Origin of the sequence: Brunnivagina elsteri CCALA 953 (assembly GCF_002289455.1) — a bacterium.
In the GTDB taxonomy this organism is placed as follows: domain Bacteria; phylum Cyanobacteriota; class Cyanobacteriia; order Cyanobacteriales; family Nostocaceae; genus Brunnivagina; species Brunnivagina elsteri.
On record NZ_NTFS01000102.1, the window covers coordinates 1 to 17331 of the forward strand.

Sequence of the window (17331 nt, forward strand, 5' to 3'; positions counted from 1 at the left end):
ATCGACAAACGTAGCGCTAAATCATTTGTATCACGAACTTGAGTTACACCAGTAACTAACATTGCCATCCGTGACAAAATAGAACGTTCAAGCAAAAATATTACAACTGCGTCAAATACTAACCCAGCCAGAATCAAACTAATAATTAAGTAGTTTAAGCTGGCTTTTCCTTGTTGATAGGTATTTCTCGGAATATCAACTTGTAAAATTACTCCAGGTTTACCATCAATATCATTAATTAATAAATATCCTGCTAGTTTCTCTTCACTTAAAGGTTGAACCGCAATGTTTTTCTGTTGTGAAAGTTTAGGAAAAATACTTTTAATTTCCGCAGGTAATTGTTTATCATCCAATTGATAAAGTTGGAGTGGTAAACGCGCTAACTTTGAAAGCTGCTCAATCATGTTTTTGTCAATTCTTCGTCCAATAATTAAAGAACCTCTTGCTGGTCCTTCCGCATCACTTGTTAAAATAGGTTGGGAAGTTATCCAGATTGGACCTGTTGACAATAACATCATACCTGTATGCTTTGTAGTAATATCAGGTCGCTTCAGTAATAAATCGTCTTTATTTCCAATCCGTGAGTTTAATTCTGGTGGTATCGCTAAGACAGTTTTCAGCTTCTCATCATAGCCAGTACTGTAAATTGTTTCCCCAGATAGATTGACATATGCCATATAATTTGCTTTTAAAATAGTCAATTGCTTCGGTATTAAATTGGTTTTAATATATTCCTGATTTTTATTTTGAATAAATTGATAAGTATCATCCCAAGCTGACCAATCTGCATAGCGATCGCGAAAACTTTCCTGATATTGTGCTAAGAGATTTTGTACACCTTTAACTGTCTGCTGTGCTTCGTTCTCTTCTGCTTTACGAATACTCCCCGTCAAAATTCCTGATGAGGTAAAATAGATAACCCCAATTAAACCTGCTAATGTTGCGTTGACAATTAATAAAGTCTTTTGTCGTAATTTCATAATGCGATCGCACCTTCAAAGTCTTTGTTTAAGGACACTTTTTCTTTAACCGATAAATATAAAGTTCCCTAAAAACACATCTAACTAACAATTAAATTGTATAAATTTAGACAAAAAGTTAGAATAATTAAAACAAAGATAATTACGTGCTATTACGGTTGCTGAAATAATATCCTCAACATGTTTGAAAAGTCGGGGATATGAAGGGGATATTAGACAGTTACTAACCCTCAAATATTTGTTGCAGAAAGATTAAAAGAACCGTTGCTAAAACTGTAACCACTTAATCACAAAGCTACTTTGGATGTCATAGTCATAAGCAAAGACGGTGAGTCACTTGCCGAGAATAATTCCCGTTCTGGCAACTTGACATAGCTTGCGAACCGCAGAATACTCGAGGGGTGAGAGAATGAAACAGAAAAAGACTAATGCTCGCGAAATTTTTTTACAACGACGTTATGGAGTGAGTTTGGGGAGAAGATACGCACTTGCGGCAGCTAGTGTTGTTCTCATGGGAATGTTGGGATGTTCGGCAATTAATGGTGATAATACTGCTGTAGCTGAGTCATATCAACCTCGTACAGAATCCCCCATGTCAAATCCGACCGCAAAACCCGATACGAAACTTGTCGCTGCAAATACTAAGTTTGGTTTCAAGCTTTTTTCAGAGATTTTGAAATCAGACACTAATACTAATGTATTTGTTTCGCCATCGAGTATAGCAATGGCTTTAGCAATGACTTATAACGGTGCTAACGGTTCGACACAACAAGCGATCGCGCATACGTTAGAATTACAGGGATTAAGTCTGCAACAAATTAACTCCTCAAATGCAGCTTTAAAAGCGCTTCTGGAAAATCCCGATCCTCAAGTAAAACTCGCGATCGCAAATTCTCTCTGGGCAAATCAAGACGCTACCTTGAATCCCGATTTTCTCCAGCGCAATCGCGAATTTTACCAAGCGAAAGTCACAAATTTAGACTTTAATGATGCCAACGCACCCAATATCATTAATACTTGGGTCAAAGATAATACTAATGGCAAAATTGAGGAAATAGTTCAAGAACTCAGTCCAGACCAGCTTTTACTCCTGATTAACGCCATTTATTTTAAGGGTAATTGGACGGAGAAATTCGACAAAAATCAAACCAAAGAATACCCATTTTTTGCCGCATCAGGTCAGCAAAAACCACATCCAATGATGTCACAAAATGGTGATTACAAATACTTAGAAAATGAGCAATTCCAAGCAATCAGTTTACCCTATGGCAAAGATGGCAGAATTAGCTTTTATGTATTTCTACCCAAAAAAGATTCACCCAAAAAAGATTCTAACTTAACTGCGTTTTACTCAACATTAAACGCCGAAAATTGGGACAAATGGATGACACAATTTAGTAAACGCCAAGGTTCGATTCGTTTACCCCGCTTAAAAATGGATTATGAAATCACCCTGAATGATGCATTAAAAGCCTTAGGTATGGGTGAAGCATTTAGTAATAAAGCTGACTTTTCTGGCATAGCTAAAAACCTTAGTATCAGCGAGGTAAAGCATAAAACCTTTGTAGAAGTAAATGAAGAAGGAACGGAAGCAGCAGCAGCCACTTCCGTCGAAATGGTCTTGACATCGGCATTTGAACCAGCAATCAAACCATTTGAAATGATAGTCGATCGCCCATTTTTTGCCTGCATTCGCGATAATCAAACAGGCAGCATCTTATTTATGGGTTCAATTGCGAAGCCACAGTCTTAGAAAGTGGTGATGATTCACTGCTACCAGGTGCAGCTACCTCCGATACCACAATACTTTCACTTGTACTTACATCTATTTCACTACTATTCGGACTTCTCAGGGCACTCAAGGCAGTTTTGACAACCACAGCAGTAGGAACAGCCAAAATTACCCCCAAAAGCCCGCCAATTCTCGCTCCAGTTAGAACCGAAACCAGTAGCCAAACAGGATTTAAGCCAGTAAAACTACCCAAAATCCGGGGTGCAATCAAGTTTTCGAGAATTTGTTGGACAATTACCGCCGCAATTAGAACTCTTCCCCCCATTGAGAAATCTTGCAGCGCTACCAACGATGTTGTCATTGCAATACCTACCGAACCACCATAGGGAATAAGTGCCATTAGCCCTATTGTCAAGCCAAATAACAACCCAAATGGAACTTTCAGCCATAAAAACGTCGGAATCAAAGCTGAAGCCATGCAGGTTGAAATTATTAGCTGGGTGATAAAGAAATTTTGAAAACTCATGCGAAGCGTTTCTGAGAACGGTTCGCGAAATTTCGTTGGTAGCCAATCAACAAGACTGTGCCAAAGTTCGTCACCGTGCTGTAACAAATAGAAAGTTAGTACCATAGTCAGTAGGATATCTAACAAACTAGTAACGGTTATTACAGCTAAATTCAGAACTTGTCCAGCTATAGCTTGCAATTGACCTTTGACGCGATCGTTGATTTGAACCAGCAAAGCATCTAGGTTAATGGGTAAGCCAAAAATGTCAGCTTTTTCGTTTAAGAGCATCAATTGCGATCGCCCGGAATCGATCAATTCGGGAATCCGTGCTACTAATTGTTGTGCTTGTGTCAGTGCCAAAGGAAACAGTGTTACACCTAATGCCAATAAAATAGACAAAGCTAGTAAAAACACTAATATTGCGACTGGTTCGCGTTTGGCACCGTGGCGTTCCATCCAACTTACGGGATAGTTAAGCAGAAACGCTAGCACTGATGCTCCGACTAAAATGACAATCAATGAGTGGAAATAATCAAAAATTGCCGAAATTGCCCATCCATTTAAAACGAGCAAGGGAGCTAAAAGCGCGATCGCGAGAAATCGTACTAACGGTGTTAGTTTTTGCCACCAGTCGAGGAGCTTGCGTGTCTGCATCTGCCGATTACGGGATACAACTGAATAAATATCTGCTATGTAAACTATTGACATCTCGTGACATCCTTCCTTTACTTGACGTTTCAACGGGTGAAGTCGGCTTCAGAACCCTCTACGTCCAGACACGGTTTAGCCATCCGTGTACTAGCTAAAACAACATATTGTCCTAGCTAAATAAGAGAGAGATTTATTGCAGTGTTTAAATCTCTATCAATACTTAATTGACATGGACCACAACTATTTTTTTAGCAAATTCTGAAGGTTTGTACATAGAACATAATGTATAGTTTTGTCTATAATTATGCAGTAATGTTTAGACTTCTGTTTGCTTAGGAACTCTCTCTATTACTTATTATCTCTAACTAAGCGTCTTAGATACATCTGTCTAACTCAGGATTGCACTATTTCCATCAAAAAAACATGAAAAATCAAAAAATGCCTAACAATTCCTACCCAAATCAGGATGACCAAGACTTAATCGCTGAAAACTTAATTACCCAAGCTACCAAAACCAGGGACAGCACATCCGCTTTACAATTAATATTGTATCTAATTCCCGTCGTCGGATTTTTTCCCTCACTCTGGACTTTATACACCCGTCAGGGAACAAGGGAACAACTAACCGTAAGTCGGCTGTCTATAACCCTAGCGCTCGCTTGGATAGTCGGATACCTGATGCTAGCAACCGGGGCAGAGCAAACATCAGATTTTTTGGCACTGCGTCTACAAATTCTTAATACGTTTCTGACTTCAGGTTACTTTTTGGTCAGCGTTTGGTTAATCCTTAATGCTGTTCGAGGCAAAAAGCAGCGTGTACCTGGATTGAGCCGCTTTGCCGAACGAGTAATACGTAAATATACTTCTTAATTAATAAGCACGTTATATACTTCAGTAGTTACACTTATTTACCCTATTTTGTCTCAGTATATGCTGATAAAGCTAGGCAGATTGGATAAAATCTTGCCATACTGCAAGGAAACATCTCCGGATTTGCTGAACAAAGAACAGAAAAAAGAGGAGAAATACTGTTATAAGTATTTTGGTCAACACGAAAGTACAAAATTTAGCATTAATAATCTAAGAATTAGCTATTGTTACCAAAAAACATCTGGGTGTTTAAATCAAACTCGGTGAATACTATTTATTTTTAAAGTGTGAGGAAGTCAGTGACCATTCAAAGAACTTCGGCAGAAGAAAATCATTCAAGCGATACTTCAACCCCCGATGACAAAAAAATTGCCACTAAATCAGGTCGTTGGCTGTGGTTTTGGGTGGGAATGAGTGGTATTGCAATGATATCGGCAACAGCAGGGGCACTTCTGGCTGTTTCTTTGAGCAGCACTCCACTGATGCAGGCAAAACTTAGTCCCGGAGAAGCAGCAGTTTTTGATGGCGATCGCATTTCGGGAAGTGGGTTACGCTTTTCTGAATTAACCCGTCCTGTTAACATCCTGGTGATGGGGATGAGTGTACTTCCTCCCGATGTGCAAAATCCTCCCTCGGAAACAAAAGGTCTACGCTATCTCCCCCAAGTCAATTCCTTTGATGGACTTGCCGATGTCATGTTGCTGATTCGGTTCGATCCAGAAAAGAAAAATTTAAAAATGCTGTCGATTCCCCGCGATTCCCGCGTTGAAGTCGAAGGACATGGGGTGAAAAAAATTAACTCTGCCAATGTTCATGGTGGACCAGCTTTAACAGCAAAAAGCGTCAGCAACCTACTTGATGGGGTGGGAATTGACCGCTACATTCGCATCAACGTCTTAGGTGTTGGCAAACTCATCGACGCATTGGGAGGGGTAGATGTTTACGTACCCAAAGACTTGAAATATCAAGATGATTCCCAGCATCTTTACATTAACTTGAAAAAAGGTCAGCAACATCTCGACGGTAACAAAGCTTTGCAACTGTTACGCTATCGTCATGATGAAAATGGTGATATTGGTCGAATTCAGCGTCAACAAATGGTAATGCGGGCATTAATGGATCAAACTCTTAATCCTGCAACTCTGACGCGCTTACCGGATATATTGAATGTCGTTAAAGAACATATCGATACCAATCTAACAGTCGAAGAATTATTAGCATTAGCTGGATATGGGGCACGTACCAACCGCTCAAACATCTTGCAATTAATGGTTCCCGGTAGATTTAGTGAGAAAAATGAATTTGATGCGAGTTATTGGATACCCAACAAAAACCGCATTGCCAAAACAATGGCACAGCATTTTGACTTACAAACAAATGCCCAAACAAATACCCAAGCAAATAACCAGGAAAATACTTCCCTGCGTATTGCCGTTCAAGATAGCACTGGGGATGAAAAAACCAACCTTCAACCCTTAATCAGAACCTTAGAAAAAGCTGGTTATCGCAACGTTTACATTGCCAAACATTCGGGTGAACCATTACAAGTGACCCACCTTGTCGCCCAGCAGGGTGATAATAGTAGTGCGGAAATTATTCGCGATGCGATCGGTTTTGGTGAAGTTAGAGTTGAAAGTACAGGAAACCTGGGTTCCGATGTTAGTATCCAAGTTGGTAAAGATTGGGTACAAAAACTTAATTCCTTGGAAGAATCGCTGAAAAAGTAGTTTGCAACAACCATTGGCATAAGTTCATCGCGAATTCAAATGCAATGGTCAATACCAATTCATGCCTAAAAAAATACTTAGAGCGTTGTCACTCTAAGTATTTTTTCTCGTTTTATTGTAGGTTGGGTGGAGACGCAAGAGAGATATGTGAGGCGAATTGATAAATCTATATTTGCGCCGTGACCCAACATTTTATACAATATTTGAAGCGTCAATTTTTATCGTTGAATTAATTATTTGGTTGTTTAAATAATTTCTGTTTTCTTTATATCATGTGTTGGGTTCCGCAAAGCCTCCACCCAACCTACGAGGGATTGCGATAAGCGGAGCTTAACGCTGGAAGCGTATCGCACTTGCTCAAAATCTTTTTTGGGATCGCTTGATTTTCAAGACAGTCGCTACGAGGGATTGGGATCGCACTAGGACAGTGGCTACACTTTTTCAATTTCTTTTCTGAGGATTTCTATGAAACCGCAGCCAACTGTTACTAGCCATTATGTAATGTGGCTTATCTAATACCACTTTACGTTCTGGTATTAATAACGGGTCTGAGGGTCTATATTTGCTTAATAAAGGGTTAATCTCCCATCTACAAAGTGTTTTTAACTGATTTTTCATTAAGATTAGAACAGTGTTAACACCATATTTTTGAATATTGTATTTTGATTCACCCTCGGTTTATGCCGAGGTAGATTATAGAAATTTAATAAATCTGTATAAATTTTTTCGGTAAAAATGCTGGGATGATATTTTAGTATAATCGCATCGATTCGTAGGTTGGGTGCAGGCGCAAGAGAGATAGATTAAGCGAATTGATAGATATATATTTGCGCCGTAACCCAACATTTTATTCAATATTTGAAGAGTTAATTTTAAGTATTGAGTTATGTATTTAGTTGTTGGAATAATTTCTGTTTTCCTCATATCATGTGTTGGGTTTCACCCAACCTACGGGAGATTGCGATAAGCGGAGCTTAATGCCAAAGGCATATCGCATTTCCTCAAATCAATCTAAAATCACGAATAATAAAATAATATATACAGAGAGACGCGATGTATCGCGTCTCTACATTATAAAATTCTGGATAAAATTATTTGGTTTGCTCGTTAATCCAATCTTTCAAAATCGGATTGACAATCTCAGGTGCTTCATCCTGGGGACAATGACCAACCCCTTCAAGGGGGATAAACTTTAATACCTGGGGATACTCAGCAAATGCTCTACCTAATTCTATCGGTTCCCAAGGGTCTGCTGCACCCCAGAGAATGATTGCCGAACAAGGCAATTTGGGGAATAAGTCCTCTGGTAAGGGACCACTCGAATAAGCGGTGAATGCGAGGAATACGGCAGCCGCACCGGGGTCGCTAGCTGGAGCCATCAAAATATCAACTAACTCGTCGGTAACAGCCTCAGAATTAGGGTAAGCTTGTAATAATATCTTGCGGACTACCTTCGGTTTGGCAATTTGGTTAAAAAAGAAATTTCCTATAGATGGTATGGCTAATACCTTTTGTAATAATGGCGTACCTGAGCGACGATACCAAGGTAATGTTTCCCGTTTGCGATCGTGTAACAACCGCAGCGAACAATTCAACAAAGCGATTCCACGGGCAATATCTGGATTATCTACAGCAGCTTGCATTGCTACAATACAACCAATCGAATTACCCACCAAAAAAGCAGGTTCTCCGATAACTTCGCGACAAAAATCAGCTATTTGTTGTCCCCAAGTATCGAATGTATAATCTATTTCATCATTTGGTTTTGGCTTGGCAGAACCACCAAACCCAATCAAATCGATCGCAAAAACACGACTATTTTCTGCTAGTGCGGGAATATTTTTTCGCCAATGATACCAGGATGCACCAAAACCATGTATGAAAACAACCGCAGGTCCTGTGCTACCTTGAGTTTGATAGCAAATGGGAAAACCTCGCCAAATCCAGGTTTGGGATGAGGAAAGTGTTGGAATTGAAGCTGATAGGGTCATGGGTTATGAATTAAATATATAAGTTTTTATTTGTTTAAATTGATTTAATTTTATAAATAAATCAGTATCACTAAACTGTTTGCGATCGCATTCTTGATGTTAGGGACTTCCAGAAAATAAAATTTTCCAATTATACACTTACCAACACTATCACGCGAAGGGTGGGGAGACCCCTACAATTGTGGAGAATGTATTTTTTTTTTCCCTTAAGCTCTGCTTATTGTGTTATGGCTTTAGTTTAGCAGTATCGATTTTTGCGAATCAAGTTCGTATCTCCGTAAATTGCCCCTATTTATTCGCATTATTTTAATAATAAATATAACTTTTTTGAGTTTAATTTTAAGAGAGCAATAACACTAAGAATAAGCCACAAAATGAATGATCCTGTGTTGTCATGCTGTAGCTTGCTACTTACAGAAGCCGCTTGCGCGTCTACCCGCAGGGTGCGTACGCGCTGAGTCGCAAAGCGACACGCTGCGCGAACGCGTTCTCGTAGAGTAGCATCTCCGCGAGATTCTAGCCTGCGGCAACGCGAAGCGAGCGCGTACGTTCCTCAGAATGACATTGAGCATTTCTTTCTGTGGAGTTATCTAATTAATTTTACAGTTTTATTTTCATATATCAGTATTTAACCTTAGAAAAATAAAAATATTTATCTGTCAAAATTTAACAATAATTACTGAGTCAGAATACCCTACAAGCAAACAAATAAAAACATCCCATAGCCCATCTCGATTTAATTCTTATTCATTCATCATCGCGATCGCGATATCGGTTCTGTAATTCTTGTAACTGAGTTCGTCGAGATTTTTGTCGGTATTTTTTCGTTTCTAGTTTGGGTTCGTACCCGCTTTTGCCTTTGCCTTTAGTTTTTAACTTCATATTCGATTCTGGATCAGCTTGCTGGTGAAGTTGAGTTTGCCGAATAATCGCTTCTTCTAAAAACAGCAAATAATGGTCGTAACGTTCCCAATTCCCCCTAACGACACAATCCGGTTCATCTCGATGGGAACAATCGCTAAACCTACAATTACCATTCGCTAACCGTTGTCTTGCTTCCGGGAAATAATAGGCTAAATCCTCTGGATGACAATCTAAATCGGGTTGATTAAAACCGGGAGTATCTGCAAGCAAACCAGCACTCGGTAATTCAAATAATTGCACATGACGGGTAGTATGACGACCTCTAGCCAATTTACCCGAAACTTCATTAACACGGATATTTACACCGGGAATCAATGTATTAATTAAACTCGATTTGCCAACACCCGAAGCACCTGCAAATACAGTAATTTTATCTTTTAACTGACCGTATATAAAGTCTATATTGATACTATTATAAGTACTGATAAAAAGAGGTTGATAACCCCAACCAGATAAACGCTGCTTAATGTTATCTTGTTCATCCGCAGAAATTAAATCGCATTTATTTAGACACAAAACCACATCCAAACCCGTAGATTCAGCCTTGATTAGAAAACGGCTGAGTTGGTAGGGTTCCAAAGGTGGATCGGCAACAGCGAACACCAAAAGAATTTGATTTACATTTGCGATCGCAGGACGGTCTAATTCACTGTGGCGTGGTATAACCTCGGAAATAGCACCTCGTTCCCCACCCCAATCGAGTTGGTCAACAATAACGCGATCGCCTACCATCACCTGTTGACCAATTTTCTTTAATCGGGTTCTGCGGGTACAGAGGAGCATGGGGGAATTAAGAGATAAAATTTCTCCCTTTTCCCTCTCCCCTGCTAAATCTAGATGAACCTGATAAAAATTCGCCTGTACGGCAACCACCGTACCAACCAACCGTCCGTTAGCAGCCAAACCTTCTGCTTCCATTAGGCACTAACCGGACGACGAACCAACAAGGAAAAATAGTCGGAACAGTCAGTAATCTGTTCGACTTTGTAACCAGCCATTGTCAAACTGTCGGGAACTTGCTCAATTGGCTCACCCGGATCGAGCCAAACTTCCAGCAAACTGCCAGTTGTCATTTTCTCCAGGTATAATTTTGTGCGGACAAAATTTATCGGACAGGGAGTACCGCGTAAGTCCAATTGAGCATCGGGAGATAAAAAGGAAGATACACTCATCGTTGGTGGAAAAAATTTCCCAAGAAACCTTCAAGACCGCCTTTACCAGTGCGTTCTCCTCTTATTTTAGCGAGTTCTTCGAGTAATTTTCTCTCCTCAGGGGTTAACTTTGTCGGATTCGGGATATCAATTAGTACAGTTACTAACTGATCGCCGCGACTGACGGGATTACCCAACTTCGGTACGCCATGATTTTCGAGTGGAAATACTGTATAGGGTTGGGTTCCAGGTAAAATCGTCATTTCTTCCAGCCCATCCACCGTATTTACCTGCAATCGACAGCCTAAAATTGCTTGGAGATAGCTAATAGTAATAGTCGAACGGATATTTAGGTCTTCCCGTTGGAATTCTTTATCTTCATTAACTGTTAGCTGGACATATAAATCCCCAGATGGACCACTTCTTTGTCCAGCGTCGCCCTCTCCAGGTATCCGCAGACGCAAACCGTCATAAACACCTGCTGGAATTGTTATTTTCAGTTGTTTTGCAACTTGATTAGTGCCTTTACCACCACAAGCATCGCATTTATCTTCGATTACCATCCCTGTACCATTACAGGTCGGACAAGTTGATACTTGGGTGAAACTACCAAAAGGCGTTCTTGTAATGCGGCGAACTTGTCCGCTACCTGTACATGTTGAACATGTACGGGGGCGTGTACCTGGTTTTGCTCCCGTACCACTACAAACTTCGCAAGTTTCCAGATGGGCAATCCGAATTTGCTTTTCGCCACCAAATACTGCTTCTCGAAAATCCAATTTGAGGTCGAGTTGGAGGTCATCACCGCGTACTGGTCCACTACGACGACGTTGTTGTTGTTGTGTTGGACCCCCCATCCCGCCGCCAGCAAAGCCACTGAAAATGCTTTCAAAGATATCAGCAAAACCTCCCATGTCGCCGACATCTTGATAACCAGCACCAGCGCCAGCATTTACACCATCAGGACCGAAGCGATCGTAACGAGCGCGAACTTCCGGTTCCGAAAGTACTTCATAAGCACGATTTATTTCTTTAAAACGCTCCTCTGCACCCGGTTCTTTGTTCACATCTGGGTGATACTTCCGGGCTAAACGGCGGTAAGCGCTTTTGATTTCGTCTTTGTCGGCATCACGAGCGACACCTAGAGTTTCATAATAATCACGAGCCATAGAGTATTAAAGATGAGGGTTAGAGGGTAGAAGAGCTAAGTTTACGCTTTCAGAAGGCAAGAGTTAAGTTTTATTAATAGTAAATTTTACCTTTTACCTTTTCAAACGATCGCAAATAAATAATATAGAAAAAGGGAGGCTATCTCTTTTACAATTGTGCTACCTAGTAAGCAAAACCTCAGCCAGAGAAGCAGAGGGGCTAGCCGCACCGATTGGGTGTGGAAAACCGCCTGCTTCACCAGGTGTTGATCTGATGATTGAGATTTATTGAGATTTATGGAGAAAATATAATTTGCGATCGCTATATAAACATAACATTGCCCAGACTCGAAAGCCTCGGCAATGTTATCCGTTAAACAAAATTTAGGGAGAATCGCAGTAGAGACAACCCGGTAAATTATCTCTCTAAAAAATTAGAAGTTAGACTCTCATGGTAAAAGGGAAGACAGAGATAAAAATAGATATTTTATTTCCTTCTGCCTTCTGCCTTCTGCTGTCTGCCCTCAATTAATCAATCGCTTCATAATCCGCTTGCAAACTACCTTCTTCCTCAAAATCAAAATTAAACTGAGGTATCACATCTCCATTTATACTACCGCCTGCCTCAAAACTGATGGAATTATCAGCAATATCGACAATCTCACCAGGCTGGCTACTGGCACGGTTATAAACTTCAGCTCCCAGTGCGAATAGTGTTTGCTGGAAATCATCCAACCGTTGCTTCAAGTCATCAATCGAGACGTTTGTATCCCCCATTGCATCTCGTAGAAACGAAACTTTTTGCTCCACTTGAGCTTTGATCGAATCGCTGACCAAGTTCCCGTTATCTTTGAGAGTTGACTCATAACTATGTAGCAAATTATCTGCTTGGTTCTTCAGTGCGACCAACTCAATCCGCTTTCTATCATCTTCAGCAAAAGCATCAGCTTCAAGGCGCATTTTTTCGACTTCGCTGGAACTTAAACCACCCGTATTGGTAATGCGAACACTTTGCTCCCTACCAGTTCCCTTATCCTGCGCCCCAACTTGGAGAATACCGTTGACATCGATTTCAAAGGATACTTCGATTTGGGGCACTCCACGGGCTGCGGGGGGAATCCCTGTAAGTAAAAACTTACCCAGACTCTTATTATCGCGAGCCATTGCCCGTTCCCCTTGGAGAACGTGAATTTCCACCGATGTTTGCCCATCGATCGCAGTTGAGAAAACTTGAGATTTGCTAGTCGGAATTGTGGTGTTGCGCTCAATAATTTTGGTAAAAACCTCACCCAGGGTTTCAATTCCCAACGAAAGCGGGGTGATATCCAGCAGGAGCAAATTGTCAACTTCCCCACCTAATACCCCAGCTTGAATTGCAGCACCTAGGGCAACAGCCTCATCAGGATTAATCGAGCGATCGGGGGCTTTGCCGTTAAAAAACTTCATTAAAGCATTTTGAACGGCAGGAATGCGAGTTGAACCACCGACCAAAATAATTTTGTCGATATTTTCGGGTTTCAACTCAGCATCTTTGAGCGCTTGTGCCATTGGTTCGACGGTAGCGATGACTAAATTGCTTGCCAATTCTTCAAATTTGGAGCGACTGAGTTCCGTTTCTAAATGCTTAGGACCCGTTGCATCAGCCGTGATGAATGGCAAATTAATCGAAGTACTACCCATATTAGAAAGCTCTATTTTTGCCTTCTCCGCAGCTTCCCGCAGGCGTTGCAGCGCCATTTTGTCCTGTGCCAGGTCAATCTGTTCCTCTTGTTTGAAAGTTTCAATCATCCACTCAACAATCACATGATCGAAATCATCGCCACCAAGGTGATTGTTGCCGCAGGCTGCTTTCACTTCAAATACACCATCCCCCAATTGGAGAATAGATACGTCAAACGTCCCACCACCAAGGTCAAAAACCAGAATTAACTGCTCTTGATCCTTTTTTTCCAAACCAAAAGCCAAAGCAGCTGCGGTAGGTTCATTAATAATCCGCAACACTTCCAAACCTGCGATCGTACCAGCGTCTTTGGTAGCTTGACGTTGGGCATCTGTAAAATAAGCAGGTACGGTAATTACTGCCTGGGTGACAACTTCACCCAAAAAATTCTCGGCATCCTGCTTAAGTTTTTGCAGAATCATTGCTGAGATTTCTTGAGGGGTGTAGTTCCGTCCGCGAATTTGTACATCAACAGTATCATCGCGACCTTTGATACATTGATAAGGAACCCGCGAGTGGTCGGGTTGAGTATCTTCCCAACGGCGACCGATAAATCTTTTAATACTATTTATAGTATTTTCTGCATTTGTAACAGCTTGACGCTTTGCCAACTGCCCAACCAAGCGCTCACCGCCTTTACCAAATCCAATAATACTTGGAGTAGTTCTTCCACCTTCGGAATTTGCGATAACGATTGGTTGACCACCTTCTAAGACTGCGACGCAACTGTTAGTAGTGCCTAAGTCAATCCCAATAACTTTTCCCATAAATATTTCAGTATTTTTACTGTTTTAACTACCAGAAGCTGTAGTTTCACCTCAGAGAATTAACCACCAAGCAATTTAAATTACTAGCAAACATCTAAGTAAATATCAGTATTTTGGTAGCAACAAGTTACCACAGGCAAAATTGCCTGTGGCTGTCAACTGATTACTGACAATAAGTTTAGACGCTCACAGGAGGTTTTCCCCGTTGAGGAAGGCGTTCAACTATCTGCTGGACTCGACTGATCGTAAGAAGAATCAGGCGTATCTTCCTTTGGAGCCGCGACTTTGACCATTGCATGGCGTAGCACGCGATCGCCCAAAAAATATCCGCGTACTAACTCTTCTAACACTGTTCCTTCCGGATGTTCATCCGTAGGTTCGCGCATAACTGCTTCATGAAGGCTTGGATCGAAGGGTTGACCATCTGGACGCATCGGCGAAACACCCAACCGCTTTAAGCAATCAACTAATTGCTTATAGACGCTTTGGTAACTTTTGTGAATCGCCAATTCCCCATCGTTCTGGGGTTTAATATGGGCACGTGCCCGCTCAAAATTATCAACGACTGGCAATAATTCTGTAATTGTATTTCGCTTTACTTGCACGTCCAGGTCTTCTTTTTCCTTAGCTGTGCGTTTACGATAATTATCAAAATCCGCCACAATCCGCATGTATTGATTATTGGATTGTTCGACCTGAGATTTGAGCGATTCGATTTGCTGGGATTCCTGAACTAATGTCTCGGAATCTTTACTTCCTGTCTCAGCAGTAGCACCATTGTCTGGGTGAGATAAATTATTTGTATCCATCGTTACATTCCCTGGTACAGCTTGCTCGGTCGCTTCGCTGCCAGATATATTTACATTCATTTCTGGTGAGTCGCTATTCATTGCTGGCGTTACCTCTGTTAAGTCTCCTGATTGCTGAGTAATAGTCGGGAGCAGTTTATTGACGTTTACTATTGTGTACTGAATTTGGTGATAATTTACTTGGCTAGTGGGTTAGGGTAATTGAATTGCTCAGAAGTCACATCACCGTCATCCATTGTGACTAATCATAAACAAGTTAGCCCATAGCTCCAAGATCGGTTTTCCATAGGGTACATTTGTGCAATTTGCCATAAAAGTACTGATTGAGGAATGGGGTATGGCGAATTGGGTATGGATCGAAGTCAAGGAAAATTACCGATGGGAAACTATATCTATTTGCCCATTGAGCAATTTTTAATATTTTCTTAGCCAAAATGAAAGTTATTGGTAGCAGCTTGGGAATACTTAAACCAGAGGTTTCGGCTACTCAACTATCGGATATATGACTTACTCGTCGTCACAACAAAGGCGCAGCACTGCTCTTACCACTAGGTCAGAGTTTTCGCCTTTCGGCAACAAACTGGTGCAATCTGGCATTGTCGATAGCGAACAAATGCGGCAGGCTTTGATCGAAAGCCGCAAAACAGGCAGACCGCTAATCGATATTGTTGAATCTATCTCTGGACGGCAGTTGTCGCCAGAATTACTCAGACTATATAAAAAACAGCAACTTTTTGAACTAAAGATACTTTACGGGGTTGAGTCACTCGATCCGGAAGTTAACGAAGTTGGTCATTCAATGGTGGGTAGTTTGATTGAAACTCTCATCCCGGTTGATATCTGCCGTCGCCATCATTTAGTACCGCTTTCACGGAATAATGACCAAAACCCACCTTCTGTTTTGGTGGCAATGGTCGATCCAGATAATTTAGAGGCTTCTGACGACCTCAATCGCATTTTGCGTCCTCAAGGATTAGCACTACAACGCATGGTAATCACCCAAGAGGATTACCAGCAGGTGATTAATCTCTATCTAGATGAATTGGCAGTTAAGCAGAAGCATATAGAGCAAGCAAAATTAACTGATATTAACCAGGATTTGGAAAATCTTGGTGACCTTGACTTAGCTGATGCTCCAGATGAGGCAGAAGCCGATTTAGGTTCGGCGATGAAGGGGGCAGAAGATGCGCCTATTATCAATTTGGTGAACCGGATTTTGGCGAAAGCACTGCAAGAAAAGGTATCAGATATTCATATTGAACCCCAAGAAGAAAATCTACGGATTCGCTTTCGTAAGGATGGGGTTTTGCGGGAAGCATTCGACTCTTTGCCGAAGAAGATTATTCCTGCGGTTACGGCTCGATTTAAAATTATTGCCAATTTGGATATTGCCGAACGTCGATTACCACAAGATGGACGGATTCGGCGGGTATTTGATGGGCGTAAAGTTGACTTCCGGGTGAATACATTACCTAGCCGTTATGGTGAAAAAGTTGTATTGCGGATTTTAGATAATTCCTCTACCCAACTAGGTTTGGATAAATTAATTACCGACCCGGAAACTTTGCAGATTGTCCAAGAGATGGTTAGCCGTCCTTTTGGGTTGATATTGGTTACAGGTCCAACGGGTTCGGGTAAAACGACATCGTTGTATTCTGCACTCTCAGAGAAAAACGACCCCGGAATTAATATTAGTACCGTAGAAGACCCGATTGAATATAGTTTGCCAGGGATTACCCAGGTACAGGTGATTCGCGAGAAAGGGTTAGATTTTGCGACTGCATTGCGGGCGTTTTTGCGACAAGACCCTGATGTATTGCTGGTGGGGGAAACGCGAGATAAGGAAACGGCGAAAACGGCGATTGAAGCGGCATTAACCGGACACTTGGTATTGACAACTTTACATACTAATGATGCACCTGGTGCGATCGCGCGATTGGGTGAAATGGGTATTGAGCCTTTCATGGTGTCCAGTTCCCTAATTGGTGTGTTGGCACAACGTCTTGTTCGTCGTGTATGTGTTGACTGTCGTATTCCTTACACTCCGACATCACAAGAACTGGCTCGTTATGGAATGACGGCTTCCCAAGATGTGGGATTAACTCTTTACAAGGCAAATGCACTAAGTAACGAGGAAATTCCATTGGCTAAGGCAAATAATACGCTTTGCCAAACCTGTGGTGGTGTGGGCTACAAAGGACGTTGTGGGGTCTATGAAGTCATGCGTGTTACTGAAAATCTCCAAACTCTCATCAACGGAGAAGCTCCCACTGAACGTATTAAGGAAGTCGCTATTGAAGAAGGGATGAAAACCTTGCTGTCATATAGTTTGGACTTGGTACGTGATGGTAGT

At 41.3% G+C, this 17331-nt stretch carries 12 protein-coding genes; 4 read left to right on the forward strand and 8 right to left on the reverse strand.

The genetic code is table 11. From position 1 onward, the window contains the following. On the reverse strand, positions 1 to 980 hold a 980-nt coding region (locus CK510_RS11375), incomplete at its 3' end, for a CHASE4 domain-containing protein (RefSeq protein WP_211293170.1). A gap of 409 nt (positions 981 to 1389) precedes the next feature. On the opposite strand from CK510_RS11375, the gene CK510_RS11380 reads away from it, so the two are divergent. Continuing rightward, positions 1390 to 2733, forward strand: coding sequence for a serpin family protein (locus tag CK510_RS11380; protein ID WP_095721813.1), 1344 nt, complete (start codon positions 1390 to 1392; stop codon positions 2731 to 2733). Here CK510_RS11380 and CK510_RS11385 read toward each other — a convergent pair. Next, on the reverse strand, positions 2702 to 3874 hold the full coding sequence (locus tag CK510_RS11385) for an AI-2E family transporter (protein WP_095721814.1): 1173 nt from the start codon (positions 3872 to 3874) through the stop codon (positions 2702 to 2704). The two genes, CK510_RS11380 and CK510_RS11385, sit on opposite strands and share 32 nt — an antisense overlap. Positions 3875 to 4294: 420 nt before the next feature. Between CK510_RS11385 and CK510_RS11390 the strand changes: the two genes are divergently transcribed. Next, complete coding sequence (locus tag CK510_RS11390; RefSeq protein WP_245912069.1) at positions 4295 to 4741, forward strand: hypothetical protein; 447 nt, start codon at positions 4295 to 4297, stop codon at positions 4739 to 4741. A 299-nt stretch (positions 4742 to 5040) separates the two neighbouring features. Further along, entirely contained in the window at positions 5041 to 6468 is a 1428-nt protein-coding gene (locus tag CK510_RS11395) for an LCP family protein (RefSeq protein WP_095721815.1), read from the forward strand. 1091 nt (positions 6469 to 7559) lie between these two features. Here the strand turns inward: CK510_RS11395 and CK510_RS11400 are convergent. From CK510_RS11400 to grpE, 6 genes are all read right to left on the reverse strand, one after another. Beyond that, positions 7560 to 8459, reverse strand: coding sequence for an alpha/beta fold hydrolase (locus CK510_RS11400; protein ID WP_095721816.1), 900 nt, complete (start codon positions 8457 to 8459; stop codon positions 7560 to 7562). Positions 8460 to 9206: 747 nt separating this feature from the next. Further along, positions 9207 to 10301 (reverse strand): small ribosomal subunit biogenesis GTPase RsgA, encoded by a 1095-nt coding sequence (rsgA, locus tag CK510_RS11405; RefSeq protein WP_095721817.1) that lies wholly within the window; start codon positions 10299 to 10301, stop codon positions 9207 to 9209. Then, on the reverse strand, positions 10301 to 10555 hold the full coding sequence (locus CK510_RS11410) for a sulfurtransferase TusA family protein (RefSeq protein WP_095721818.1): 255 nt from the start codon (positions 10553 to 10555) through the stop codon (positions 10301 to 10303). Before CK510_RS11410 ends, rsgA begins: the two co-directional genes overlap by 1 nt. Beyond that, positions 10552 to 11703: a molecular chaperone DnaJ gene (gene dnaJ / locus CK510_RS11415; protein ID WP_095721819.1), complete on the reverse strand. Its 1152-nt coding sequence runs from the start codon at positions 11701 to 11703 to the stop codon at positions 10552 to 10554. Before dnaJ ends, CK510_RS11410 begins: the two co-directional genes overlap by 4 nt. 507 nt (positions 11704 to 12210) lie before the next feature. After that, a complete protein-coding gene (gene dnaK, locus CK510_RS11420; protein WP_095721820.1) occupies positions 12211 to 14169 on the reverse strand; it encodes a molecular chaperone DnaK in 1959 nt (652 codons plus the stop codon). A gap of 218 nt (positions 14170 to 14387) precedes the next feature. Beyond that, entirely contained in the window at positions 14388 to 15059 is a 672-nt protein-coding gene (grpE, locus tag CK510_RS11425; RefSeq protein ID WP_373695797.1) for a nucleotide exchange factor GrpE, read from the reverse strand. A 421-nt stretch (positions 15060 to 15480) separates the two neighbouring features. Here grpE and CK510_RS11430 point away from each other — a divergent pair. Then, the coding region (locus CK510_RS11430) for a GspE/PulE family protein (protein ID WP_095721823.1) at positions 15481 to 17331 on the forward strand (1851 nt) is incomplete at its 3' end.